A 24,722-nucleotide genomic window follows, 5' to 3' on the forward strand; every position below is an offset into this window, starting at 1 on the left:
AGCGTGAAAGAGAGACTTCGGGGCACACAGATGCCGCGCCCCGATGGGTGCAACAGGGGATGTCAGCGGGGCGCGGCCGATGCCGGTGCCCCGCCAGCGGCATGCCGCTTAGATCTTGCCGACGAGGTCCAGCGACGGTGCGAGCGTTTCTGCGCCCGGCGTCCACTTCGCGGGGCACACTTCGCCCGGGTGCGATGCGACGTATTGCGCAGCCTGCACCTTGCGCAGCAGTTCGCTGGCGTCACGGCCGATGCCGTTGTCGTGGATTTCGCACAGCTTGATCTCACCTTCCGGATTGATCACGAACGTGCCGCGCAGCGCCAGGCCTTCTTCTTCGATCAGCACGTCGAAGTTGCGAGCCAGCGTCGCCGTCGGGTCGCCGACGAGCGGGTAGTTGACCTTCTTGATCGTGTCCGACGTGTCGTGCCACGCCTTGTGCGTGAAGTGCGTGTCGGTCGAGACGCCGTAGATTTCAACGCCGAGCTTCTTGAACTCGTCGTAGTAATCCGCCAGGTCGCCGAGTTCGGTCGGGCACACGAAGGTGAAGTCCGCCGGGTAGAACACCACCACCGACCACTTGCCCTTCAGATCCGCTTCGCTCACTTGCACGAAGTTGCCGTTGTGATAAGCGGTTGCCTTGAACGGTTTGACTTGGGAATTGATGATCGACATCTAGAGTCCTTGCTTGGTTGGAAATGTTGAGCAGCGCTGCCAGTATCTCTGTATTGAACTCGGCTGAGAAATCGCTTAATTCAATGCCGACGATTGGCATACGCTATGAGGTCCCCGAGGCTTGTCCGGCGGGGCTTTCGGGGGATTTCGCGGGCGCCGTCGGCGACGTCTCGTTGCGATGCAACGGAGGTCGTTCGAACGCGACGTTCCCACATTCCGGACACGCGGCGCGAGGCGCGGCGGCCGCGCCTCGCGCGCATTCCGCAGGGAAGCGATATTCTCGGCGATATCGGAGTGAAACGGAACCCGCCGCACGGGCGACTCGCGCTGCGCGAGCCGATCATGCACGCGTCACGGCGCTGTCGCCGCTTCGACACGCGGACCCGGTAGGCGCCGCCCATAAGTTGTCAAATATTCACCAGGAGGAGAGGCATGAGAAAGAAGCTGTATCTCGACGAGATGTCGGTCGGCATGCAATACACGTCGGAAGAGCACGAGATGACGGTCGCCGACATCAAGCGTTTCGCGGGCGAATTCGATCCGCAGCCGTTTCATCTCGACGAAGAAGCCGCGCGTTCGTCGCTGTTCGGTGGACTTGCCGCCAGCGGATGGCATACGGCAGCCGTCACGATGCGACTGCTCACGCAAGGCGGCGTGCCCGTGGCGGGCGGCTCGATCGGGCTCGGCGGCGAGATCACGTGGCCGCGTCCGACCCGGCCCGGCGATCGTCTCCATGTCGTGACGACGATCACCGACATCCGTCATTCGCAGTCCAAGCCCGGCCAGGGCGTCGTGACGACGACGTCGGAAACGTTCAATCAGGCGGGAGAGATCGTGCAGCGCTTCGTCGCGAAACTCATCGCGTTCACGCGCGAGGCTTCCGAAGCGCAGGCGTCGGCCCAGACGAGCCAGAAGTCCTGATCGCGAATGCGGATCGGTCGCCGCGGGGCGTAGCCGCGGGCCGATCCGTTCGCGCTTTACGACGCGATCGCGAGCGCGAAATGCTCGTCGAAGCGGCCCAGATAGTCAGCCTTGCCGACCGGCACGCCGTTGTGACGCAGGATGTCGTAGGCGGTCGTCACGTGGAAAAAGAAGTTCGGCAACGCGAACGAAAGCAGATAGCTGAGCCCCGTAAATGCCGTCTCCTGCCCACCGACCTTGACCGCGAACTCGCGCGATTCGCTGCCGTCGACGCGCCAGGCGCCGATTTCATCGAGAAATTCGCGCGTGCGCGCAATACGTTCGTGTAAATCGGCGAACGTGACCTCAATATCCTCGAAAACCGGCGCTTTGATACCCGCCAGACGCGCGACCGCACGGCGCGCCGCATCGCTCGCAAGCTGGACTTGCCGCGCGAGCGGAAACATATCGGGGAAAAGCCGCGCTTCGATCAATACGGAAGGGTGAATCTGCCGGACGGCCGCGAATTCCTCGGCCTGATCGAGCAACACGGCAAGATTATCGAGTCCACGCACAAAAACAGGGACAGACGCCTGATACATCGATAGGGACATTTTGCAGATCCGATTCGGTCATATACGCACCCACGCTTTTGAATGCTATTTGTCAGGTGCGCAATTAATCAGTACCTACTATAGAAGCAGAATTCACCTGGATAAACTCGAAATCGCCGGTTTCACTGTTTCGGAAAAGCAAACAATCCCGGCATGGTTTCGTGCGAGCCGTCAGCAGGTGATCAGCATTATGCGACTGGAATCGACGTTGAGAAGTGTCGTTGAACGTCGCGAAGATGAAACTTTGTTTAATGTTTGGTCAGTTTCGCGCCAGCCGATTTTCCCTTTTAATTCCGGGGCCTGGCGAAAATGCGCCGAATATTAATTTCTTTAACAAACGGCGAATGGAACGGTATTAGCACAAATCGGCGATTTGCGCGCGACACGTGTGCGCGCTTGCAAGCTAGGCGAGCCAGCGTTCGAGGTCGTAATAGGCCACGAGATCGCGATCGGCGATCGGCACGCCCGCGGCGAGACGCGCAAGTCCGCTCGCGCCGATCATCGTGCCGATGTTGCCGGCGCCCTGACTTCCGTACGGAATCAGCTCTCCCGCACCGTGTGTGTCGAGCTGGTACGCCACGCGCAGGAATACCTCGCGGCTTTCGTCGAGCGTGCGCGCCGTTCGGAGCGGGAGGTTCGAGACGATGGGGAACACGGTGTCGCGCGCCTGCATGCGCCGGATCAACGGCGTGACCATGACGACGAATACGGCGAACACCGAGCCGGGATTGCCCGGCAGACAAACGACCGGTTTGCCGCCGACGCGCGCGAGCGCCATCGGTTTGCCGGGTTTCATGCGGACTTTCCAGAGCGCGAGATTGCCGCCGAGCGATTCGAGCACGGGCTTGACGAGGTCGCGATCGCCGACGGATACGCCGCCCACGCTGAGCACGAGGTCGCACCCGGCGATCAGCGACGCGAACGCGTCACGCAGCGCGGTTTCCGTATCGCGCGCGTGCATGAGGTGCGCGACCTGCGCGCCCATGCCCTCGACGAGCGCGGCAAGCATGGCCGCGTTCGAGTTATAGATCTGCTGTGCGGTGCGCGGCTCGCCCGGTGCGACGAGTTCGTCGCCGGTGGTCAGGATGCCCACGCGCAGCCGTTCGAAGACCTCGACGCTCGCCAGCCCCTGCGATGCGATCAGCGCGATATGAGCGGGACCGATCAGCGTGCCTGCGCGAAGCAGCACCTGTCCGGTCCGGATGTCTTCGCCGCGCAGGCGCACGTGTTGGCCGTTGCGCGGCGCTTCGGTGAACGTCACCTGGCCGTCGCGCTCGACGGCGTGCTCCTGCATGACGACCGTGTCCGCGCCGGCGGGCACAAGGCTGCCAGTGAACACGCGCGTCGCCTGCCCGGCGATCAGCGGCGCCGGCGCATCGCCCGCATAGCAGCGCTGCTGGATCGGCATCGCGCGCGCGTCCGCGTAGTCGATGTAGCGCAGCGCGTAGCCGTCCATGGCGCTGTTGTCGCCGGGCGGCAGATCGACGCCCGCGACGACGGTCTGTGCGAGCACGCGGCCCCGTGCCTGCGCGAGCGACACGCGCTCGGTGCGCGTGATGAGCGGTGCGTCCTCGACGAGGCGCTGCTGGGCGAGATCGAAATCGAGCATGAGAACAGAGTCGGAAGCACGCCCGCGAGGGTATCGGAGCGGCGCGCGCAGGGCAATGGCCGTCGATGGCGACTCGGCGCGTCTCGCCGGGGACGCCGGCGCGTCGGCGGGGCTCTGTTCGAGGCGCCGGGCGAGGGTTTCGTTCGAGACCCTGGCAAAGGTCTGGGCGAAGGTCCCCTATACTGCCCCCGTTTATCGACCTGGAGCGCGCGGTACACAAGGGTTCGCGCGGCAGCGGCATCTGACCGCACGGAGAAGCCGGTTTTGAAACTCTACGAAAAGCTTGCGCGCGAGATCGAAGGCCGCATCGACGCGGGCGTCCTGCTCGCGGGCGAGCGGATTCCGTCCGTGCGTCAGACGAGCCAGCATCAGAAGGTCAGCATCTCGACGGTCCTGCGCGCCTATATGTGGCTCGAAAGCCAGGGCATTATCGAAAGCCGTCCGCAGTCCGGCTACTTCGTGCGGCGGCGCGCCGGGCAGCCGGTCGCGGCCGAACTCCAGTCGTCGCGGCCGATTCCGGTGTCGGCGGAAGTCGACGTGAGCCGGCTCGTGCTGTCGACGCTGCGCTCGATCCGGCTCAACGATGCGGTGCCGCTCGGCTCGCCGTATCCCGACCCGTCGCTGTTTTCGATCCCGCGTTTGAACCATCATGTGCATGCTGTCGCGCGGCGCCGTCCGTATTCGAGCGTCATCGACGATTTGCCGCCCGGCAATCCCGAACTGATCCGTCAGATCGCGCGACGCTATCTCGAGCACGGCCAAAGCGTGGATCCCGATGAAATCATCGTGACGGTCGGCGCGACCGAGGCGATCAATCTGTGTCTGCAGGCCGTCGCCAAGCCGGGCGACACGATCGCGGTCGAATCGCCGACGTTCTACGCGATGCTCCACGCGATCGAGCGTATGGGCATGCGCGCGATCGAGGTCGCGACGCATCCGCGCGACGGCATCGATCTCGCGGCGCTGGAGAAGATCGTCGGCGAACAGCGGATCGCGGCATGCATGGTCATGCCGAACTTCCAGAATCCGCTGGGGTTCCGGATGTCGGACGAACGCAAGCGCGCGCTCGTCGACTTGCTCGCGAAGCACGAGATCCCGTGCATCGAAAACGGCGTCTATAACGAGCTCTATTACGGCGACGCGCATCCGTCGACGCTCAAGTCGTTCGACCGGAAAGGCCTCGTGCTCCACTGCGCGTCGTTCTCGAAGACGCTGACGACGGCGCAGCGAATCGGCTGGGCCATCGCGGGCCGCTATCGGGAGCGCGTCGAGAAATTCAAGTTCCTCAACACGCTCGCGACGCCGTCGATCCCGCAGATCGCGATCGCCGAATATCTCCAGCACGACGGTTTCGATCGCCACCTGCGCAAGCTTCGCAAGGCGTTCGCGCAGCAGGCGAGCATCATGCGTTCGGCCGTCGAGCGCTTCTTTCCCGAGGGCACGCGGACCACGGAGCCGCTCGGCGGGTATGTACTCTGGGTCGAACTCGCGCGCGAGATCGATTCGATGACGCTCTACCAGCGCGCGCTCGACCATCGGATCACGATCGGGCCCGGCTATATGTTCTCGGCACGCAAGCATGCGTACCGGAACCATATCCGGCTCAACTACAGCTATGCGTGGTCGAAACCGATCGAGCAGGCTGTCATGACGATCGCGCGTTTGTTGCCTGACGCGGCGCGGCCCCCGGATTGAGTGCCGCAAACGCTATACTGACCGGCATATCGGCGCCGTCCGGCTTTTCCTGCCCGGGGTGCGCCGTGTCAACGTAGGTGAGCCCGATGGCCAACGAGGTCATTTTCAATGGGGCGCCGTCGCAGATCATCAATCTGCCCGCGCTCATCAAGGGCGGCGTGGTCATCGCCGCCGTCGCGGCCGTGCATCTGTGCGCCGCGGCCTACTTCCCGCTTCAATGGCGGCTCGTACTCGTTCAATCGCTTGCCGTGCTCGTCGGGGTCGGCTTGCCGTTTTGGCGGACCGCGTCGACCGAGATCGTCATCGATTCGCGGCGCATTACGTGGAGCCAGGGCTGGTGGCGCAAGCGCGCGTCTTACCTCGATATCGCGCGGATTCGCCATGTGTCCGTCGTGGATCCCTGGTGGCAGCGCGTGTTCGGGACCGCGACGATCATGCTCGAAACCGACGACGCGCGGCATCGCGTGCGGCGTTTGCCCGGCATCCGCGGCGCGGATCGCATCGGCGAGCAACTGATGGGGCTCGTGAGCGCCTGCCGCGCGGCCGACGCCGCGGCGGCGCTCGTCGAGGCGGCGTGACCCGCATGCGGGTGTCCCCGATCGTTTGAGACGTGAGGCTTGCCGAGCGGCGTAGCGGCGCGTCATGACGCTTCGTCGCGCTTCGTGGTACCTCGCAACCCTTCGCGGCGCCAAAATCCGCGCCGTATCCCTGTTCCTCCGTGCTGTCCCACTGCGCGACACTTGTCCGGACGCTGTTCCGAAATGGAACACCTGTGCGCGGCCGATCGATCCCCCGAGTCGGATGTCGAGCGGCGTCGAACGTGGACTGGCGGGCCTGAGCGTCGCGCGGCGTGCGTGGAACGCAACTCGCTATAGCTTCGAATGCCGCGGCGCGCCCCGTGCCGCGGCCCATTCGAAAAGAGATGCGAGGAGCACGCAGATGAACCATGCAGAGATGCAGTTCCTGACGACCGAATTCCCGTTCAAGAAGCAATACGGCAATTTCATTGGCGGCAAGTGGGTTCAACCTGTCGGCAATGAATATTTCGACAACGTGTCGCCGATCACCGGCGAGCCGTTTACGTCGATTCCGCGCTCGCGCGAAGCAGATATCGAACTCGCGCTCGACGCGGCGCACAAGGCGAAGGCCGCATGGGGCCGCACGTCGGTGGCCGATCGCGCGAACCTGCTCTACAAGATCGCGGACCGCATGGAGGCCAATCTGCAACGGCTCGCCGTCGCGGAGTCGATCGACAACGGCAAGCCGCTGCGCGAAACGATGGCCGCCGATATCCCGCTCGCGATCGATCACTTCCGCTATTTCGCGAGCGCGGCGCGCGCGCAGGAAGGGGGCATCTCGGAGATCGATCATGACACCGTGGCGTATCACTTTCATGAGCCGCTGGGCGTCGTCGGGCAGATCATCCCGTGGAATTTCCCGATCCTTATGGCGACGTGGAAACTCGCGCCCGCGCTCGCGGCAGGCAATTGCGTGGTACTCAAACCGGCCGAACAGACGCCCGCGTCGATCCTCGTGCTGCTCGAACTCGTCGAAGACCTGATTCCGGCCGGCGTCGTCAATGTCGTCAACGGATTCGGGCTCGAAGCCGGCAAGCCGCTCGCGTCGAACAAGCGCATCGCGAAGATCGCGTTTACCGGCGAAACGACCACGGGTCGGCTGATCATGCAGTACGCAAGCCAGAACATCATCCCGGTGACGCTCGAACTCGGCGGCAAGAGCCCGAACATCTTCTTCGCCGATGTGATGGATCGCGACGACAGCTTCTTCGACAAGGCGCTCGAAGGATTCACGATGTTCGCGCTGAACCAGGGCGAAGTCTGTACGTGTCCGTCGCGCGCGTTGATCGAGGAAAAGATTTACGACCGCTTCATGGAGCGCGCGCTCAAGCGCGTCGCCGCGATTCGCCAAGGTCACCCGCTCGATCAGCAGACGATGATCGGCGCGCAAGCGTCGCAGGAGCAGCTCGAAAAGATCGTGTCGTATCTCGACCTCGGCAAGAAGGAGGGCGCGCAGTGCCTGATAGGCGGCGAACGCAATGCGCTCGACGGCGAGCTCAGCAAGGGCTATTACGTGAAGCCGACCGTCTTCCGCGGGAACAACAAGATGCGGATCTTCCAGGAAGAAATCTTCGGGCCGGTCGTCTCGGTCACGACGTTTAAAACCGAGGAAGAGGCGCTTGAAATCGCGAACGACACGCTCTATGGCCTGGGCGCCGGCGTCTGGACGCGCGACGGTACGCGCGCCTATCGTTTCGGCCGCGAAATCCAGGCGGGCCGCGTCTGGACGAACTGCTATCACGCGTATCCCGCGCATGCGGCGTTCGGCGGTTACAAGCAGTCGGGCATCGGTCGCGAGAACCACAAGATGATGCTCGATCATTATCAACAGACGAAGAACCTGCTCGTCAGCTACAGCGACAAGGCACTGGGCTTCTTCTGATCGGCAGGACGTGCGGCGGCGCGGCACGGTGTGTGCCGCGCCGCACGACGTTTCACCTTTTCCGTACAGCTTCACTTCGGACAATTGAACTCATGACCGATTCAGACGACCCGCATCGTGTGCAGCGCGTCATCGCGACGCCGGAGGCCATTTCCTTGATCGAGCGTCTCGTCGCCGAGCACGGACCCGTGATGTTTCATCAGTCGGGCGGATGCTGCGACGGCAGCGCGCCGATGTGTTTTCCGGCCGGCGAATTCATGGTCGGCAACGCAGACGTGCATCTCGGCGAGATTGGCGGGGCGCCGTTCTATATGAGCGAGTCCCAATTCGAATACTGGGAGCACACGCAACTGATCATCGATGCGGTACCTGGCAACGGCGGCATGTTCTCGCTCGAACGTCCGACCGGACTGCGCTTTCTGACGCGCTCGCGGCTCTACGACGATGCCGAGTCGAGCTGGCTTGAAAAACATCCGGTCGAACATGCCGGCTAGCGTTGCTGCGATGCGCCCGGCGGTCAAAGCGACCGACGGGCTCGGCGGACCGACAAAACAGCCGACAGGGGGCGCGCCGAGTGGTACATTGCGACTCACACTCACCCGACGGTCGAACACGCGACGTGTTCATCATGAGCGGGATGGGAGGAGACAATGGCCAGTCATCCGCCGATCGTGCGCGATGCGCGCACGCATGCTCACCCTGACGCCCGGCTTGCGGACATGATCCAGAAGTCGCGCGATCGCTCGGTCGAGTTCGGCCTGTCGGAGTCGATGACTCCCGACTACAGTCTCGTCGGCGCACCCGAACTCGCGTTGCGCATCGACCAGAACCGCGTGCTCTGCACGCACGCGTTGCCCGTCATGGAAACGCTCTACGGGCAGATCGCCAACACGCACAGCATGGTCGTGCTGACCGACGTCGACGGCCTGATCCTGCATTCGCTCGGCGACGACGATTTCTTGCGCCGCGCCGAAAAGGTCGCATTGCGCGCGGGCGCGAACTGGTCCGAACGCCAGCAAGGCACGAACGCAATCGGCACGACGCTGGCCGAGGCACAGCCGACGACGGTCTACGGTAAGCAGCATTTCCTGCGTGCGAATCACTTTCTCGCGTGTTCGAGCGTGCCGATCCTCGATCCCTACGGCGCGTTGCTCGGCGTGCTCGATGTGACGGGCGATTGCCGCAGTCACCATCGGCATACGATGGCGCTCGCGAAGATGTCGGCGCAGATGATCGAAAACCATCTGTTTGCGAGCACCTTTACGCAGGCGCTGCGTATTCATTTTCATAGCCGGCCCGAATTCATCGGCACGTTGATGGAAGGCATCGCGGCGTTCCGCGCCGACGGTTCGTTTCTGTCCGCGAACCGGAGCGCCCAATTCCAATTGGGTCTGCCGCTCGCGTCGTTGCGCGCGCATACGCTGTCGTCGTTGTTCACGACGTCGAGCGGCGAGCTCATCGATCGCATCTGTTCGGCCGGCGCCGCGAACAGCGGCATCGAACTCATGCTGCATAGCGGCGTGCGCGTGCGAGCCCACGTCGAATTTCGGCGTGCGGGCAGCGTGGCGCTTGGTGTGGCGATGCCGGAACGCGTGCGCGATGCCGTCGTGCCGGAACGTGTGCCGACCATGCCCGCGCCGCGCGCTTCACAGGTGTCGTTGCTCGATACCGGCGACGCCGCGGTCTCGGCCGTGCTCGGCCGCGTGCGCAAGGTCATCGGCAAGCCGATTCCGATCCTGATCGGCGGCGAAACGGGGACCGGAAAAGACCGGCTCGCGCATGCGATTCATCTCGATTCGCCGCGCGCCGACGGTCCATGGATTGGCGTCAACTGCGGCGCGATTCCCGACACGCTGATCGAAGCCGAGTTGTTCGGCTATGCCGAGGGCGCGTTTACGGGCGCGGCGCGCGGCGGGCGTCTCGGCAAGATCGCCGAAGCCCATCGCGGGACGCTGTTTCTCGACGAGATCGGCGATATGCCGTATGCGCTTCAAACACGGTTGCTCGGCGTGCTCGAAACGCATGTCGTCGTTCCGCTCGGCAGCAATAAGGCGCGGCCCGTCGATTTCACTTTGATCTGCGCGACGCACCGCAATCTGCGCGAGATGGTGGCGCGCGGGACGTTTCGTGAAGATCTCTACTACCGGATCAACGGACTCTTCGTGTCGCTGCCGGCGCTGCGAGAGCGCACCGACATCGAGGCCATCATCGAGGCGCTGCTTCGCACCGAGCGTGTCGTCGATCGGCCGTTGTCGATCGATGCCAAGGCGCTGGCATTGTTCCGCGCGCATCCGTGGCCCGGCAATTTGCGGCAACTCGTGAATGTCTTGCGTGCGGCGTGCGCGATGCTCGATACGCACGAGTCGACGATCGGCATCGAGCATCTGCCGGCCGATTTTCTCGATGCGCCGTTGGTCAAGCAGGATGCGGTACGTTGGCGCGATGTCGTGCCGCGCGCGTCAAGCGCGCCCGCGCTTGCAAACGGTGTAGCGCCCGTGCGCCTGAGCGACGTCACGTCGTCGACGGTCGCGGCGGCGCTTGCCGCGTGCGCGGGCAATGTGTCAGCCGCCGCGCGGATGCTCGGCGTCTCGCGCGGCACGCTGTATCGGAGCATGAAGCGCGAACGCGAGATTTAAGCGGATCGCGCGAGACGCGTCCGCCTATCGAGCCCGATCGAAAACGTTATGTTCGGCTGCGTCGCGCGCGCGTCGCCGCGGCGAGTTCCTGTAGGGCGGGCTCGGTCTGTACCCAGCTCAGACACGCATCGGTAATCGATACGCCGCGCTTGAGCGGGATACCGGGCTTCAGATCCTGGCGGCCTTCGTCGAGATGGCTTTCGATCATGACGCCGATGATGCGTGTCTCGCCCTGTTTCAATTGATCGGCCAGGTCGCGCGCGACGTCGAGCTGGCGCAGATGCGATTTGCCCGAGTTCGCATGCGAGCAATCGACCATCAAGTGTTCGCGCAGCCCGGCTTTGCGCAACACGTCGGCACTGTCCTCGATGGCGGCATGATCGTAGTTCGGTCCCTTCTTGCCGCCGCGCAGGATCACGTGGGCATCCTGATTGCCGCGCGTCTCGAAGATCGCGGCCATGCCCATCTTCGTCATGCCCATGAACGCATGGCTCGCGCGCGCCGCGACGATCGCGTCGGCCGCGATCTGCACGCCGCCGTCGGTGCCGTTCTTGAAGCCGATCGGGCAGCTCAGCCCTGAAGCGAGTTGACGGTGGCTCTGGCTCTCGGTCGTTCGCGCGCCGATCGCGCCCCATGCGATCAGGTCGGCGATGTATTGCGGGCTCAGCAGATCGAGGAACTCGGTCGCCGTCGGCAGCCCCAGTTCGTTGATGTCGAGCAGCAACTCGCGCGCGCGGCGCAGCCCCTCGTTGATGCGGAAGCTGCCGTCCAGACGCGGATCGTTGATATAGCCCTTCCACCCGACCGTCGTGCGCGGTTTTTCGAAATAGACGCGCATGACGATCAACAGATCGTCGCGCAGCGCGTCGGCCGTGCGTTTGAGGTGATGCGCGTATTCGATCGCCTGGTCGTGATCGTGGATCGAGCATGGTCCGACGATCGCGAGGAGCCGGTCGTCGCGCCCATGCAGGATGTCGGCGATGTCGGCGCGCGTGCGTTCGACGAGCGCCTGAACGCCTGACGGCACGGGCAGTTCGTCCTGCAGCAGCGCGGGCGAGATCAGCGGGCGAACCGCGCCGATCCGGACGTCGTCGATGCGCGTCGTGTCCTGCGTGATGTCGGTGATGTCGGTATTGCCGACTTCCTGATCGTGTTGCGGGTTATCGATACGCCCCATCTCGCGCTCCTGTTCGCGTGTTCGAGATCCGAATGTGACTCGGCCTCATTGTAAGCGGGCAAACGCGATGCACGGCATGGCTTACGAGTTGACGCTGCGCCGCCTCGACGTCCACAATCCGCGGACTTTCTTCGGCTTCGACGATCGAGCCGCGCGGGTCTCTCAACGATTGAGTCGGTTTTATGACGCTTGATTTCTTTTTTCGACTGTTCGCCGCGTTTGCATGCGGCGTCGCAATCGGTCTCGAACGACAGATGCGTCAGCGCACGGCCGGCTTGCGCACGATCACGCTGGTCGCGAGCGGCGCCTGTCTGTTCGTCACGCTAGGCGTGTTGACGGGCAACGGAACGGCCGGCGTCACGCAGATCGCGGCCTATGTCGTGTCGGGCGTCGGCTTTCTCGGCGGCGGCGTGATCATGCGCGACAAGGGCTCGATTCAGGGCATCAATACCGCGGCGACACTCTGGTGCGCGGCGGCCGTCGGCGTGCTCTGCGGTGCGGGGCATTTCGTCCCCGCGGTCTCGGGGACCGTGATTGTCCTCGTGACCAACACCGTGCTGCGCGAACTGAGTCGCTTCATCAACACGACGCCTGTCGATAGCGCCGATCTGATTCGTGAGTATGTGTTTACCGTGGTCTGTCGGGAACAGGACGAAGTCCACGTGCGCGCGATGCTCGCCAATGCCATGGCATCGGGCCCGTTGTCGTTTCAGAGTCTGTCGAGCCGCGATCTGGGCGAGGATGGCGCCCGCATTGAAGTGACGGCCACCTTGCAGTTGCATCCGAAATACCAGCACATGCTCGAGCAGATCGCGAGCCGGCTCAGTATGGAGAAGGGGGTGTCGAGCGTCGGTTGGACGGGTTTGACCGCCGAGCCCGCGCCCGAGTGAAGGGATGCCGGGTACGCCGGCATCGCGCGTCGATCGGCAGGCGATGCGCACGCCGATCGATTGCCCGTCGCCTGTTCGTCAGGCCGTTTCGCGTTCGGGCGTCGACGAAATCCGGTGCAGCGACAGATCCGCACCATTGAATTCTTCCTCGCGATCGAGCCGCAGGCCGACCGCGGCACGGATCACACCGTAGACGGCAAACCCGCCGACGAGCGCGAGCGCGATCGAGCCGAGCGTGCCGATCACTTGCGCGACGAACGATACACCGCCGATTCCGCCGAACATCGGCTGGCCGAAGATGCCCGCGGCGATGCCGCCCCACGCGCCGCACAGCCCATGCAGCGGCCACACGCCGAGCACGTCGTCGATCTTCCACTTGTTCTGCACGCACGTGAACATCTGCACGAACAGCACGCCCGCGATCGCGCCGACGATGAGCGCGCCGATCGGATGCATGATGTCCGACCCCGCGCAGACCGCGACGAGCCCGGCGAGCGGGCCGTTATACGTGAAGCCCGGATCGTTGCGACCCGCGACCCATGCGGCAAGCGTGCCGCCGACGAGGGCCATCAACGAATTGACGGCGACGAGGCCGCTGATCTTGTCGATCGATTGCGCGCTCATGACGTTGAAGCCGAACCAGCCGACCGTCAGCACCCACGCACCGAGCGCGAGGAACGGAATGTTCGACGGCGGATGCGCGGCGATGCGGCCGTGGTGATAGCGGCCATGACGCGCGCCGAGCAGCAGTACGGCCGGCAACGCGATCCAGCCGCCGAACGCGTGCACGACGACCGACCCCGCGAAATCATGGAACGGCGCGCCGCTGACATGCGCGATCCAATCCTGAATGCCGAACCGGTTGTTCCAGACGACGCCTTCGAGCAGCGGATAGATAAAGCCGACGATGACGAAGGTCGCGAACAACTGCGGTGCGAATTTTGTGCGTTCGGCGATGCCGCCCGACACGATCGCCGGGATCGCGGCCGCGAACGTCAGCAGGAAGAAGAATTTAACGAGCGCATAGCCGTTGTGTTCGGCGAGCAGATCGGCCGGCGAGAAAAACGCGACGCCGTAAGCGAGCGTATAGCCGATGAAGAAATACGCGATCGTCGAGACCGAGAAATCGACGAGGATCTTGACGAGCGCATTGACCTGGTTCTTGTGACGGACCGTGCCGAGTTCCAGGAACGCGAAGCCCGCATGCATCGCGAGCACCATCATGGCGCCTAAAAGCAGAAAAAGAGTATCCGAGCCTGATTGGAGTGCCTGCATGATCGAAGTTGGCGCATGGAAAGGCCGCAAATGAAGCAATAAGCGGGCCAGCTTCGCGCGCCAATTCGGCGCGTATGCTCGATTCTCATGCGGGACGTGCTTTCACGCGGTGCGGAAACGTCAAATCGCGGCGCATGGGGATTGCGAAATGGTGCATCTGCTCTGCACATGTTGAGCGCACGAATGCACATCAAGAGTGCAATGAAATGAAACGGTAAGGTGGTGCACCGATTGAGACCGCGCGCGGGACGCGAGAGGGCGGGTCAATTCATCATTAGATGGTCAATTCATGAAGCTTGCGCATGCCTTCGCGGAGCCAGTGGAACACGCCGGTCTCCGTGTCTTCGGCCGGGGCCGGCGTCGGCACGAACAATTCGCGATAGTGCTGGCGCTTCGACAGCACGCGGCACATCGCATGGCCGAGTTCAGGGCGCTTCTTGAGCAGCGGCGTCAGATCGGCCTTGTCGAGTTCGAAAATCACGACGCGCGTGATCGCCACGACATCGACGGTCATCGGCACGCCCGACAGCACGCCCGATTCGCCGATCGCTTCCTCGGGTCCGAGGCGCGCGATTTCCATCGGCGGCGCACCGGCCAACGCGGGCACGCGCACGCTGAGCACGCCCGCGGCGACGATCAGCAGTTTTTGGCTGACATCGGACGCGAGCGTGACGATCTGGTCCGTTTCATATTCATGACGCGACAGACGGCGCGCGAGTTGTTCGAGGTCTTCGCGCCCGAGCGTGTCGAACATCTCGATCTTCGAGAGCACGTGCATGCGCGCATCGGGCGGGTCGGGCACGACGGGCGCGGGGACCGCGAGCGGCCTCAGATCGACGCCGGCCGCCCCGAGATGTCGGTGGGCGAGGTCGTAGAGCATATTCGTCGCTTCGAGCTTCTTGCTCATCGCGTCGACGAAGCATGTGATTTCGTAGGCGATCGAGTGCGTGCCCGCCCGCTTGACGCAGACGGCGGGCGCGGGCGTGTCGAGCACGAGCCGGCAGCCGCGTACCGCGAGTTCGAGCGCGGCGATGACCGTCGCGGGGCGCGCTTCGGGCGTCACTTCGACGACGACCGAGATGCCGTTGAGTTCGGTCGGGCGGCTCACGTTCGAGATCTTGGCCTTCGCGGCGACGTTGTTCGGGATCACGACGATATTGCCGCGCGCCGTCAGCAGATGCGTGGCGCGCCAGTTCATTTCGACGACCGTGCCCTCGACGTCATCGATCGAGATCCAGTCGCCGGGCTGATAGGGTTGCGTCGTGTTGATCACGAGTCCCGAGAACAGGTCGCTCAGCGTGCTTTGCAGCGCGAGACCGATGACGATCGCGAGCGCGCCCGATGTCGCGATGAGGCCGCGCACGGGCCAGTGCAGCACATACGCGACGGCGGCGACCGTCGCCGCGAGAAACACGATCGCGCCGAGCACGTCCTGAAAGAGCCGTTCCTGATGCCAGCTCCGGTTCATGAACACGACGTCGAGCGTCAGGATCGTCGCGCGCGCGCCGAGGAACCACCAGACGACTTCGAGGATCTGCGAGGCGAGTTGCCTGACCGGATGGCCCGCGATCGGCAGACCTTCGATGGGCGACATATCGTTCGCAAACAGCACATACGTATAGAACGCGAAGAGCACGAGCCGCACGCCGAGCTGGAGCAGCCGGTGGCGCGTCGAAAGCAGCCGCCAGCCCGCGACATCGGCGGCGACGATCGCACATCCAAGAAGAAGCGGGTCCACGCGCGCGTTTGACGAAGTCGAGAGTCGATGACGACGCCACTCTATCCGGTATCGCGGTTCTCTGCGAACCAGCGCGAGGTCCGACGGGGCGGCTTTCGGTCGATGTTTGGCCGGCCTTCAGTCGGCGAAGATCTCGGCGATCGTGGTGCGCAGCCAGCGGTGTCCCGCGTCGTGATGGAAGCGCCGGTGCCAGAACGTATGGGTCTGCAACAGCGGCAGCTTGACGGGCGGGCGCGCGAGCGCGAGGCCGAACGCCGTCGCGACGCTGTCGGCGAGTTTGCGCGGCACGGTCGCGACGAGTTCGCTGCGCGCGACGATCAGCGGCACGGCCAGGAAACTCGGCACTTCATAGCTCGCGCGCGCGCGAATGCCGGCTTTGTCGAGCGCGTGCGCGATCCGGTCGTATGGACTCGTCGATTCGCTGACCCACAGATGCGATGCGGCGCGAAACCGTTCGAGCGTGAGTTCGCCATGGCTCAGCGCGTGCCCCGCGCGGAAGATCGTCACGCATTCTTGGCGAAACAGACGCTGCTGATAGTAGCTGTCCGAGAAGTCGCTGTTCGCGCCGATCGCGAGATCGATCTGTCCGTCGGCCATCGCGTTCTGGAGCGTGCGTTCGTGCGAGCGCACGATATGGATGCGCACATTCGGTGCGAGCGCCGCGCAGCGCGGTGCGAGATCCGGCAGGAAGTAGACTTCGGCGACATCGGTCATCGCAATCGTGAAGCGGCGCGTGCTCGTCGCGGGATCGAACGCCTCGCCGCGCTGGTTCAGCGTGTGCTGGAGCTGCGCGAGCGCGCTCGAGACCGGGCCCGCCAACTGTTCGGCGAGCGGCGTGGGCTGCATGCCGGACGGCGTGCGCACGAACAGCGCATCGTCGAACGTCGTGCGCAGGCGCGCGAGCGCATTGCTGACCGCGGGCTGCGAGAGGCCGAGATTCTGCGCGGCCGCGGAGATGCCGCGCGTGTCGAGGACTTCGAGAAACACGACGAGCAGGTTCAGGTCGATTTCGCGCAGATTCATCGTCGTAGGCCGGATTCGATTGCGCCGCTATTCATGCTGTGAATGGTCGTTATTCTAGCATTGACGTTTTCAATGCCTAAGGCGGCCGCGATAATGCCGCACATTCATGACGAACGGCGTGCCTGCGGCTCGGTGCGCTTCGAAGAGGAGACGACGATGGACGCACATACGAACCCGCGCTATCAGCCGGGATTCGGCAATCATTTCGCCACGGAGGCGCTGCCCGGTGCGCTGCCGCACGGGCAGAACTCGCCGCAGCGCTGCGCATACGGGCTCTATGCCGAGCAGTTGTCGGGCACGGCCTTCACGGCGCCGCGCCACCAGAATCGACGAAGCTGGCTCTACCGGATTCGCCCGTCGGCCGCGCACCAGCCGTTCGAGGCGCTCGCGCACGACGGCGTCACCGACCGTTTCGACGGCGTGCCGACCTCGCCGAACCAATTGCGCTGGGATCCGCTGCCGCTGCCCGACGCGGACACCGCGCGCGATTTCGTCGACGGTCTCGTGACGATGGCCGGCAACGGCGGCGCGGACGCGCATACGGGTGTCGCAATTCATATGTATGCGGCCAACCGTTCGATGCAAGGCCGCTATTTCTACAACGCCGATGGCGAACTGCTGATCGTGCCCGAGCATGGCCGTCTGCGTTTCGCGACCGAGTTCGGCATCATCGAAGCCGAGCCCCAGCAGATCGTCGTGATTCCGCGCGGCGTGCGTTTCCGTGTCGAGCTGCTCGATGCGACCGCGCGCGGCTATATCTGCGAGAACTTCGGCGCGCCGTTCCGCTTGCCCGACCTCGGCCCGCTCGGTTCGAACGGACTGGCGAACCCGCGGGACTTCAATACGCCCGTCGCGGCCTATGAAGACATCGAGGGCGATTTCGAGCTCGTCGCCAAGTTTCTCGGCCGCTTCTGGCGCGCGAAGATCGGCCATTCGCCGCTCGACGTCGTCGCGTGGCACGGCAATTACGCGCCGTATCAATACGATCTGCGCCTGTTCAACACGATCGGCTCGATCAGCTTCGACCATCCGGACCCGTCGATCTTTCTCGTGCTGACGTCGCCGTCGGATACGCCGGGCGTCGGCAACGCGGACTTCGTGATCTTTCCGCCGCGCTGGCTCGCGGCCGAGAATACGTTCCGTCCGCCGTGGTTCCATCGCAATGTCGCGAGCGAATTCATGGGCCTGATCACGGGCGTCTACGATGCGAAAGCCGACGGTTTCCAGCCCGGCGGCGCGAGCCTGCACAATTGCATGAGCGGCCACGGGCCCGATGCGGCGACGTTCGAGCGCGCGAGCACGGCCGATGTCAGCACGCCGCACAAGGTCGATTCGACGATGGCGTTCATGTTCGAGACGCGTTTTGCGATCCGTCCGACCGCATCGGCCCTTGAATCCGCGCGCCTGCAGGCCGACTATTACCGCTGCTGGTCCGATCTCAAGAAGCATTTCAACCCGAAACAGCCATGATCTACAGACTCAACGAAACGCATGATGTCCGGCTGCGCAGCTGGGTCGAATCCGCGAACGCGCACGGTACCGACTTCCCGATCCAAAACCTGCCGTATGGCGTGTTCCGGCGTCGCGGCAGCATCGAGGACTTCCGGATCGGCGTCGCGATCGGCGCGCAGATTCTCGATCTGCGCAAGGCCTATGCGGCCGGCGTATTCGACGATGCCGACAATCTGACGCTCGCCGCGATCGAAGCCTGCCGAAGCGCGACGCTCAACGCCTTGATGGCGCTCGGCAGCGAAGCGTGGCAGGCATTGCGGCTCGCGTTGTCGCGGCTGCTGCGCGATACGTCGCCAGCGCAGGTCCATCTGCGCCAGGCGCTGTTGCCGCAGGATGAAGCCGAATACACGCTGCCGATGACGATCGGCGATTACACCGATTTCTATACGTCGATTCATCATGCGACGGCCGTCGGCAAGCTGTTCCGCCCCGATGCGCCGCTGCTGCCGAACTACAAGTGGGTGCCTATCGGGTATCACGGCCGCGTCTCGTCGATCGGCGTGTCGGGCCAGCAGTTCCGGCGTCCGCTCGGGCAGACGAAGTCGCCCGAGCGCGAGACGCCGGTCTGGGGGCCGAGCAAGCGGCTCGACTTCGAGCTCGAGGTCGGCATCGTGATCGGCACGGGCAACGCGCTTGGTGAACCGGTGTCGATCGACGACGCCGAATCGCGGATCTTCGGTCTTTGTCTGTTGAATGACTGGTCGGCGCGCGATGTCCAGGCTTGGGAATATCAGCCGCTCGGGCCGTTTCTCGCGAAGAACTTCGCGACGACGGTGTCGCCGTGGATCGTCACGCTCGACGCGCTGACGCCGTATCGCGTGCCGTTCGAACGTCCCGAAAGCGACCCGGCGCCGTTGCCGTATCTCGATTCGCCGTCGGTGCGTTCGGCCGGCAGCATCGATGTCGATCTCGAAGTGCTGATCGAAACGGCGCGCATGCAGGCGGAGAATCACGGCCCCGAGCGTCTCGCGCGATCGAACTTCCGGCATTCGTACTGGACCGCCGGTCAGCTCGTCACGCATCACACGGCCGGCGGCTGCAATCTGCGCGAAGGCGATTTGCTGGGCTCGGGCACGCAGTCGGGCCCGCAACCCAACGAGGCCGGGTCGCTGCTCGAACTGACGAGCGGAGGCCGCAAGCCCATCGTGCTCGCGAACGGCGAGCAACGCGTGTTCATCGAGGACGGCGACACGATCGTGCTGCGCGCATGGGCCGAGAAGGCCGGCTTTGCGCGCATCGGTTTTGGCGAGGCGCGCGGGACCGTGCTCGCCGCGACACACGACGCGTCGACATCGAGCACCGCATCGGCGGCCGCAGAAAGCAAAACGTAATCTCGTATCGGGGTGCATGCGCCGGCTCGACCGGCGCGCGGCACACGCCTAAAATGAGCGGCTCCTGGGCACACACGGAGTCGTTCGAGCATGGATGGCCACGCCCCGCTTCCGGATCGCTTGGAGGGCGCGCACGAGCGGGCCGCACGTCCGTTTGTGCGGCTCGCTCGCTTGCATCGCTATGTGACGGCGGCGGGTGCGTTCATCGCGGTGGTCATGCTCGGGCTCTGCGTGACGGCCCTTTATGAAGGGCGCCAGGAAGCGCTGCTGCGCGCGCGCGACACGTCGCGCAATCTGCTGCAGATCCTCGAAAAGGACATCTCGCGCAACGTCGAGATCTACGATCTGTCGCTCAAGTGGATGCTCGACAGCTCGCAGCGTCCCGACGTGTTGGCGCTGCCCACGCCGCTGCAGCGCGAAATTCTGTTCGACCGATCCACTCAGGCCAAATACCTGGGCGCGATGCTCGTCGTCGACGCGAAGGGGCATATCGTCATCGATTCGGCCAGCGTGAAGCCGCGCAAGGCCGATTTGTCCGATCGCGATTACTTCACCGTGCATCGTGACGATCCGCACGTCGGCCTCTATCTGAGCCGCCCGTTCCAGTCGCGCCTGCGCAATGGAGAATGGTCGGTCGCGCTTTCGCGCCGGATCAACAATCCCGACGGCTCGTTCAAGGGCGTCGCGCTCGTCGCGATCAGCCTCGCATATTTCAAGGACCTGCTCGCGGGTCTCGACATCGGGCCGCACGGCGTCGTGCTGCTGTTGCGCGACGACGGTTCGATCATCATCAGGCAGCCGTTTCGCGAGGCCGATGTCGGCGTGCAGGTCGTCGCGCCTTCGGTCGCCACGATCGATCTCTCGGTCGAGTCGGGCACCTACGTCGCGAAGGGCGCGCTCGACGGCGTGACGCGGCTGTTCAGCTATGAGCGTGTCCCGGGGCTGCCCGTCGTGGCGATCGTCGCGCCGGCCGAGGACGACATTCTCGGTACGTGGCGCAAACGCTCGCTCGTCATCGGCGGTCTGATGGCGATCTTCAGCGTCGCGTTCGTCGGTGTATCGATGCTGCTCGCGCGCGAGCTCCGGCAACGCGCTTCGGCGCAATCGCGGCTCATCGAACAGGCGACGCACGACAAGCTCACGGGCGTCAGCAACCGGCATGCGCTCGATGCGATGCTCGCCGCGGCCTGGCGCAAGGCGCGGCGCGACAAGTCGTCGATCAGCGCGCTGTTCATCGATATCGATAAATTCAAGGCCTATAACGATTTCTACGGTCACGCGGCCGGCGATGTCGCGCTCGCTGAAGTCGCCAAGGCGATCGCCGCGTCGGTGCGGCGTCCGTTCGATATCGTCGGCCGCTATGGCGGCGAGGAGTTCGTCGTCGGCCTGCCCGATACGCCGCTGGACGGCGCGGTCCGCATCGCGGAGGCGATTCGCGAGGGCGTCCAGCAACTGGCCATTCCGCACACGCAGCATGCGTACGGCGTCGTGACGGTCAGCGTCGGCGTGGCGTCAGCGGTGCCCGAAAGCATCGCGCATCGCGGACTGCATCAGGTCGACGCGTTGCTGCGCCTCGCCGACGCCGCGCTCTATACCGCGAAGAACGAGGGGCGCAACGCGGTGCGGATCGCCGCGACGACGCAACCCGCCGAGGCGGCCGGCGAGGTCGCGTGAATATGTATCGCATGCGGTGACAATTCGACGCGCTCGACTTCGGTCATGAGGTTCGAGATGCGCGGCGATATCTGTGGTGATATCGCCGCCGATATCGGCGGCGAAATTCGCGCTAGACGGTCTTCAACATCCCGCCATCGACGAAATACGTGGCGCCGACGCTATAGCTCGCGCGCTCGGAGCAGAGGAACACGATGAAGTCCGCCAGCTCCTCGGGACTCGCGAAGCGGCCGATCGGCGCGTGTTCATGGGCGACGGCGTTCAAATGGCCTTCCCAGTCGCCGCCCGTGTGTTCGGTCAGTTGCTTGGCCGTCTTGATCCAGTCGGGCGTCAGGATCAGACCGGGGTTGATCGTGTTGACGCGGATGTTCGCGCCGATCAACTCATTGGCGAGGTTCTTCGAGAACATCATGAGCGCGGCCTTCGTCACGTTGTAGATCGGTTCGTACCCGAGCGGCTGCACGGCGCAGATCGACGCGTTGTGCAGAATCGCGCCGCCGCCGCGCCGTTTCATGCCCGGTACGAGTCCGCGCGCCAGGCGCACGGCGGCCATCACGTGAAGGTCCCAATAGGCTTGCCACTTGTCGTCGGGGGCATCGAGGATCGTCTCGTTGCTACCGGTTCCGGCATTGTTGAAGAGGATGTCGGCGCCGCCGAATGCGTGCTCGGCCGCGCCGACGAGTGCGTCGACACCGGCTGCGGTCGCGACGTCGCATGCGGCCGGGACGACCTCGACGCCATGCTGCGTCGCAATCTGCCGGGCCGCTTCGTCGAGACGGTCCGCCTGGCGTGCGGCAAGTACGAGATTCACGCCTTCCGCGGCGAACGCATGCGCGACCGCGAGGCCGATGCCGACGCTGGCCCCCGTGAGCACTGCGACTTTTCCTTTGAGCTTGAGGTCCATATGGCGTGTCTCCGTTATCGTGTGCCGAGTGCGCCGCGCGCGTGTCGAGGGTCGACGATCGTGGTTCGCGACGGCGCGTTCGATGGTAACGAACCGCGTCGGCGCGTGCAGTCAGGCATTGCCTCAAATGCGTTTCGGCACGCGCAGTTCGATGCGCCACTCGATCATGTCGTCGTGCGCGACACGGTTTGCGATGCCGTGTGTGATGCCATATGCGATGCCATGTGCCGAGCCGAGTGTCGTGAGGACGAACGCGTCGGCATGCGAGGTCCAGCCTTCGATCGCGACGAGCCGGCGCGCGTCGTCCCGCGTCGCATGGCGTTCGATCGAAGGACGCAGCACGCGATGCCAGAGTTCGCCCGCATCGCCGTCGAGGCGCACGAGCGGGCGTGGTGCGCGAACCCTGCCGTTGCGGATCCAGCGTGCATCGACGATATGCAGCGTATCGTCGACGTGCTGCGCATCCACGACGTGCCGCGCATCGACGACATCGACGACCTGCAGCCGATCGACGCGCGTGCCTGCGGTGCGTTCGTGCGACAGGAACACGCGTCCATCGAATGATGCCGCCGCACCCGATCCCGCAAGCGACGACATCGCGATCAGGAAGCTTCGTCGGGAAAGCATCGCGCCGCCTCAGCTTCGAAAGCGCGCGGGCAGGATGCCTTGCTTGCCCGGCGAAAGAACGCCCTGCGGGTCGAGCGCACGCTTGATCGTGTCGTTGAGCCGCATGAGCGCGTGATCGTTGAAGTCGTACTGCGATGCCGCGAGATCCATGAACGCGAGATGCGCGCGATATTGACCATAGCCCGCGTCCCCCGTCTGCCGAATCAGCGCCTCGACGAGATCGTGCGCCGCGCGGGCTTGCGCGGCATCGTCCTTGTCGAAGATCGCCGCGAAAATATGATGCATATGACGGCCGGCGACCGTGAAGCCGCCGTAGTAGTCGAATCCCGCCGCATGCGCGGCCGAACGGACCATCGTGTATTGCGCGCGCGCATCGTGTCCGGTCGTCGGACAGACCGGTGAGAAGTCGAGATGCGCGCCTTGGCCGCCGCGCCAATTGAGCATCTGGAATGCCGACATGTTCGGGATGCCGACCTGGCTACGGTCGCCGCCGCCTTCGGGTTCCGATGTGGCGTGCGCGTAGTCGGTCGCGTCGAGCTCGGCGTCGGCGAGGGTGGCGAATGCGCGTCGAATCGTGCGCAAGCGCGCTTCGACGAGATCCTCCGGACCATAAAGCCCGAAGCGCAGATTCCAACGTCCGATGCCGAGCGCGCGGACCATTGCGTCGATGGCTGTGTCGGGCATCGGCCCCGGACCGTCATACCATCGACGCCGCGGCGCGATGCCCGCGCCCCAGCGCACCGCGTGATCGATCGCGACGTGACTCTGGATCGTGTCGTCGAGCTTGAGCGGGCGCAGCGTGTCGACGATCGCGGCGAGGTCGTCGTCGTGACGAAACCTGAAATGACCGAGACGGTATCCGTCGGGCCGCGGCATGAGCCAGAGTCCCATCTTCGTGACGATGCCGAAGTTCGATTGCATGAACAGCGTGTCGTACGACGGGCCGAAGCCGGACTTGAAGACTTGCCACGAGGTCGTGCGCGACATCGCGCCCATGCCCGTGCGAACGATGTCGCCGTTCGCGAGGATGATCTCCATACCGCATTGCGCGGCGGCGTGATCGCCGTAGGGCGTCGTGCCGAATCCGCGTTCGAGCGTGTTGCCGACGACGCTGCCCCAGCCCGCCGCGGGCGGGTCGACCCAGAGCGCCGACCCACGCGCGCGCAGCGCCTCGTGAAGATCGAAGTATGTGACGCCGGGTTCGACGAGCGCATAGCCGAGCGTGTCGTCGACGTCGAGCACGCGATTCATGCGCCGGAGATCGAGGACGACGGATCCCGAGACGCGCGGCGCCGCGCCGCCGTATGCGAAATTGCGTCCGGTCGAGACGCTCCAGAGCGGAACCTGCGTGCGATGCGCCCAGGCGAGCACGGTCCGAATCTCGCCGACGTTCGCGGGTAGTACGGCGGCCGATGCGCAGAAGCGTCGCGCGTCGCCGGGCGCGAAGGGATCGAGGTAGGCGGCGAGCGCGTCATCGGCATCGAGTACCGCGTCGGCGCCGAGCTCGCCGCGCAACGCGTCGAGCGCGCTCGACCATGCCGCGCGCGCAACGCCCGGAGGCAGGACCTGACCCATGCGGCGCCGATCCGTGCCGTGTTGCTCAGTAGGCGCCTGAACCGCCGCTTCCGCTGCCGGACGTGTTCGAGTTGCCCATCGATCCGCCGCTCTGACACGCGGTCAGTGCAGCCGAAGCGGCGAACAGGGCGACGAGCATCGAGAGGATACGAAAGGCTTTCATGGCGGACTCCCTGGTCACGGGGTGAGGGGAAACGCAGGTGCGGCACGTGCGAGTTGCGGGCGCTGATGGTCCTGGTAGCACCCGCCCGTTGCGCGCGGCTGTTGCAAGCGCCTGCCACACGCGTCTATTACATGCGTCTATTACATGCGTCTGTTACACGCGTCTGTTACACGCGTCTCGAATGTGCACCCGATAAACGAAAGGCCCCGTGGGTTTATTCCGCGTGTCGGTCACCGCCTAGTCGATG

At 64.5% G+C, this 24,722-nt stretch carries 21 protein-coding genes; 10 read left to right on the forward strand and 11 right to left on the reverse strand.

Annotated features, from left to right (window positions below; translation table 11 throughout):
- Positions 1-108: 108 nt before the first annotated feature.
- Positions 109-672: an alkyl hydroperoxide reductase subunit C gene (gene ahpC, locus D7S86_RS10790; RefSeq protein ID WP_121086265.1), complete on the reverse strand. Its 564-nt coding sequence runs from the start codon at positions 670-672 to the stop codon at positions 109-111.
- Positions 673-1,104: 432 nt separating this feature from the next.
- Between ahpC and D7S86_RS10795 the strand changes: the two genes are divergently transcribed.
- Positions 1,105-1,593, forward strand: coding sequence for a MaoC family dehydratase (locus tag D7S86_RS10795; RefSeq protein ID WP_121086267.1), 489 nt, complete (start codon positions 1,105-1,107; stop codon positions 1,591-1,593).
- A gap of 56 nt (positions 1,594-1,649) precedes the next feature.
- On the opposite strand, the gene D7S86_RS10800 is transcribed toward D7S86_RS10795, so the two are convergent.
- Together D7S86_RS10800 and D7S86_RS10805 are read right to left on the reverse strand one after the other, a co-directional pair.
- The gene (locus tag D7S86_RS10800) at positions 1,650-2,186 is read right to left on the reverse strand and encodes a DUF1993 domain-containing protein (RefSeq protein WP_121086269.1); all 537 of its coding nucleotides are present in this window, start codon (positions 2,184-2,186) and stop codon (positions 1,650-1,652) included.
- Between the two features lie 403 nt (positions 2,187-2,589).
- Positions 2,590-3,795, reverse strand: coding sequence for a molybdopterin molybdotransferase MoeA (locus tag D7S86_RS10805; RefSeq protein WP_121086271.1), 1,206 nt, complete (start codon positions 3,793-3,795; stop codon positions 2,590-2,592).
- A 264-nt stretch (positions 3,796-4,059) separates the two neighbouring features.
- Here D7S86_RS10805 and D7S86_RS10810 point away from each other — a divergent pair, with 264 nt between their 5' ends.
- From D7S86_RS10810 to D7S86_RS10830, 5 genes are all read left to right on the forward strand, one after another.
- Entirely contained in the window at positions 4,060-5,490 is a 1,431-nt protein-coding gene (locus D7S86_RS10810; RefSeq protein WP_121086273.1) for an aminotransferase-like domain-containing protein, read from the forward strand.
- Positions 5,491-5,576: 86 nt separating this feature from the next.
- Complete coding sequence (locus tag D7S86_RS10815; protein WP_121086275.1) at positions 5,577-6,068, forward strand: PH domain-containing protein; 492 nt, start codon at positions 5,577-5,579, stop codon at positions 6,066-6,068.
- Between the two features lie 361 nt (positions 6,069-6,429).
- Positions 6,430-7,950 carry an aldehyde dehydrogenase gene (adh, locus tag D7S86_RS10820; RefSeq protein ID WP_121086889.1) on the forward strand — a complete coding sequence of 507 codons (1,521 nt, stop codon included), beginning with the start codon at positions 6,430-6,432 and terminating at the stop codon, positions 7,948-7,950.
- 92 nt (positions 7,951-8,042) lie between these two features.
- Positions 8,043-8,444, forward strand: a complete 402-nt coding sequence (locus D7S86_RS10825) for a DUF779 domain-containing protein (protein WP_121086277.1) — start codon at positions 8,043-8,045, stop codon at positions 8,442-8,444.
- Positions 8,445-8,600: 156 nt separating this feature from the next.
- The gene (locus tag D7S86_RS10830) at positions 8,601-10,586 is read left to right on the forward strand and encodes a sigma-54-dependent Fis family transcriptional regulator (RefSeq protein WP_121086279.1); all 1,986 of its coding nucleotides are present in this window, start codon (positions 8,601-8,603) and stop codon (positions 10,584-10,586) included.
- 46 nt (positions 10,587-10,632) lie between these two features.
- Here D7S86_RS10830 and D7S86_RS10835 read toward each other — a convergent pair whose 3' ends face one another.
- Positions 10,633-11,763 carry a 3-deoxy-7-phosphoheptulonate synthase gene (locus tag D7S86_RS10835; protein ID WP_121086281.1) on the reverse strand — a complete coding sequence of 377 codons (1,131 nt, stop codon included), beginning with the start codon at positions 11,761-11,763 and terminating at the stop codon, positions 10,633-10,635.
- A gap of 182 nt (positions 11,764-11,945) precedes the next feature.
- Between D7S86_RS10835 and D7S86_RS10840 the strand changes: the two genes are divergently transcribed.
- Positions 11,946-12,653, forward strand: coding sequence for an MgtC/SapB family protein (locus tag D7S86_RS10840; protein ID WP_121086283.1), 708 nt, complete (start codon positions 11,946-11,948; stop codon positions 12,651-12,653).
- Between the two features lie 78 nt (positions 12,654-12,731).
- On the opposite strand, the gene D7S86_RS10845 is transcribed toward D7S86_RS10840, so the two are convergent.
- The 3 genes from D7S86_RS10845 to D7S86_RS10855 form a co-directional block, all read right to left on the reverse strand.
- On the reverse strand, positions 12,732-13,928 hold the full coding sequence (locus D7S86_RS10845) for an ammonium transporter (protein ID WP_121086285.1): 1,197 nt from the start codon (positions 13,926-13,928) through the stop codon (positions 12,732-12,734).
- Positions 13,929-14,202: 274 nt separating this feature from the next.
- Positions 14,203-15,666: a mechanosensitive ion channel family protein gene (locus D7S86_RS10850; RefSeq protein ID WP_121086287.1), complete on the reverse strand. Its 1,464-nt coding sequence runs from the start codon at positions 15,664-15,666 to the stop codon at positions 14,203-14,205.
- Positions 15,667-15,783: 117 nt separating this feature from the next.
- Positions 15,784-16,689, reverse strand: coding sequence for a LysR family transcriptional regulator (locus D7S86_RS10855; RefSeq protein WP_121086289.1), 906 nt, complete (start codon positions 16,687-16,689; stop codon positions 15,784-15,786).
- A 156-nt stretch (positions 16,690-16,845) separates the two neighbouring features.
- Here D7S86_RS10855 and hmgA point away from each other — a divergent pair, with 156 nt between their 5' ends.
- The 3 genes from hmgA (at position 16,846) to D7S86_RS10870 (ending at position 21,206) form a co-directional block, all read left to right on the forward strand.
- Positions 16,846-18,159 (forward strand): homogentisate 1,2-dioxygenase, encoded by a 1,314-nt coding sequence (gene hmgA / locus D7S86_RS10860; protein ID WP_121086891.1) that lies wholly within the window; start codon positions 16,846-16,848, stop codon positions 18,157-18,159.
- Complete coding sequence (gene fahA / locus D7S86_RS10865; RefSeq protein ID WP_121086291.1) at positions 18,156-19,532, forward strand: fumarylacetoacetase; 1,377 nt, start codon at positions 18,156-18,158, stop codon at positions 19,530-19,532. The genes hmgA and fahA overlap by 4 nt, the downstream gene beginning before the upstream one ends.
- A gap of 90 nt (positions 19,533-19,622) precedes the next feature.
- Positions 19,623-21,206: a GGDEF domain-containing protein gene (locus D7S86_RS10870; protein ID WP_121086293.1), complete on the forward strand. Its 1,584-nt coding sequence runs from the start codon at positions 19,623-19,625 to the stop codon at positions 21,204-21,206.
- A gap of 112 nt (positions 21,207-21,318) precedes the next feature.
- Here the strand turns inward: D7S86_RS10870 and D7S86_RS10875 are convergent, their stop codons facing one another.
- The 4 genes from D7S86_RS10875 to D7S86_RS29795 all read right to left on the reverse strand — a co-directional run bounded on the left by D7S86_RS10875 (position 21,319) and on the right by D7S86_RS29795 (position 24,475).
- Entirely contained in the window at positions 21,319-22,110 is a 792-nt protein-coding gene (locus D7S86_RS10875) for an SDR family NAD(P)-dependent oxidoreductase (RefSeq protein WP_121086295.1), read from the reverse strand.
- Between the two features lie 123 nt (positions 22,111-22,233).
- Positions 22,234-22,737 carry a hypothetical protein gene (locus tag D7S86_RS10880; protein ID WP_121086297.1) on the reverse strand — a complete coding sequence of 168 codons (504 nt, stop codon included), beginning with the start codon at positions 22,735-22,737 and terminating at the stop codon, positions 22,234-22,236.
- Positions 22,738-22,746: 9 nt separating this feature from the next.
- The gene (locus D7S86_RS10885) at positions 22,747-24,312 is read right to left on the reverse strand and encodes an FAD-binding oxidoreductase (RefSeq protein ID WP_121086299.1); all 1,566 of its coding nucleotides are present in this window, start codon (positions 24,310-24,312) and stop codon (positions 22,747-22,749) included.
- Between the two features lie 25 nt (positions 24,313-24,337).
- A complete protein-coding gene (locus D7S86_RS29795; protein ID WP_166444117.1) occupies positions 24,338-24,475 on the reverse strand; it encodes a hypothetical protein in 138 nt (45 codons plus the stop codon).
- Between the last annotated feature and the right edge of the window lie 247 nt (positions 24,476-24,722).

This window comes from Pararobbsia silviterrae (genome assembly GCF_003628125.1).
GTDB classification, from domain to species: Bacteria; Pseudomonadota; Gammaproteobacteria; order Burkholderiales; family Burkholderiaceae; genus Pararobbsia; species Pararobbsia silviterrae.

Excerpts from the sequence above, each read along its gene's own strand:
- ahpC (WP_121086265.1), bottom strand. The coding sequence starts at position 672 with ATGTCGATCATCAATTCCCAAGTCAAACCGTTCAAGGCAACCGCTTAT.
- D7S86_RS10795 (WP_121086267.1), top strand. The coding sequence starts at position 1,105 with ATGAGAAAGAAGCTGTATCTCGACGAGATGTCGGTCGGCATGCAATAC.
- D7S86_RS10800 (WP_121086269.1), bottom strand. The coding sequence starts at position 2,186 with ATGTCCCTATCGATGTATCAGGCGTCTGTCCCTGTTTTTGTGCGTGGA.
- D7S86_RS10805 (WP_121086271.1), bottom strand. The coding sequence starts at position 3,795 with ATGCTCGATTTCGATCTCGCCCAGCAGCGCCTCGTCGAGGACGCACCG.
- D7S86_RS10815 (WP_121086275.1), top strand. The coding sequence starts at position 5,577 with ATGGCCAACGAGGTCATTTTCAATGGGGCGCCGTCGCAGATCATCAAT.
- adh (WP_121086889.1), top strand. The coding sequence starts at position 6,430 with ATGAACCATGCAGAGATGCAGTTCCTGACGACCGAATTCCCGTTCAAG.
- D7S86_RS10825 (WP_121086277.1), top strand. The coding sequence starts at position 8,043 with ATGACCGATTCAGACGACCCGCATCGTGTGCAGCGCGTCATCGCGACG.
- D7S86_RS10830 (WP_121086279.1), top strand. The coding sequence starts at position 8,601 with ATGGCCAGTCATCCGCCGATCGTGCGCGATGCGCGCACGCATGCTCAC.
- D7S86_RS10835 (WP_121086281.1), bottom strand. The coding sequence starts at position 11,763 with ATGGGGCGTATCGATAACCCGCAACACGATCAGGAAGTCGGCAATACC.
- D7S86_RS10840 (WP_121086283.1), top strand. The coding sequence starts at position 11,946 with ATGACGCTTGATTTCTTTTTTCGACTGTTCGCCGCGTTTGCATGCGGC.
- D7S86_RS10845 (WP_121086285.1), bottom strand. The coding sequence starts at position 13,928 with ATGCAGGCACTCCAATCAGGCTCGGATACTCTTTTTCTGCTTTTAGGC.
- D7S86_RS10855 (WP_121086289.1), bottom strand. The coding sequence starts at position 16,689 with ATGAATCTGCGCGAAATCGACCTGAACCTGCTCGTCGTGTTTCTCGAA.
- hmgA (WP_121086891.1), top strand. The coding sequence starts at position 16,846 with ATGGACGCACATACGAACCCGCGCTATCAGCCGGGATTCGGCAATCAT.
- fahA (WP_121086291.1), top strand. The coding sequence starts at position 18,156 with ATGATCTACAGACTCAACGAAACGCATGATGTCCGGCTGCGCAGCTGG.
- D7S86_RS10870 (WP_121086293.1), top strand. The coding sequence starts at position 19,623 with ATGGATGGCCACGCCCCGCTTCCGGATCGCTTGGAGGGCGCGCACGAG.
- D7S86_RS10875 (WP_121086295.1), bottom strand. The coding sequence starts at position 22,110 with ATGGACCTCAAGCTCAAAGGAAAAGTCGCAGTGCTCACGGGGGCCAGC.
- D7S86_RS10880 (WP_121086297.1), bottom strand. The coding sequence starts at position 22,737 with ATGCTTTCCCGACGAAGCTTCCTGATCGCGATGTCGTCGCTTGCGGGA.
- D7S86_RS10885 (WP_121086299.1), bottom strand. The coding sequence starts at position 24,312 with ATGGGTCAGGTCCTGCCTCCGGGCGTTGCGCGCGCGGCATGGTCGAGC.
- D7S86_RS29795 (WP_166444117.1), bottom strand. The coding sequence starts at position 24,475 with ATGAAAGCCTTTCGTATCCTCTCGATGCTCGTCGCCCTGTTCGCCGCT.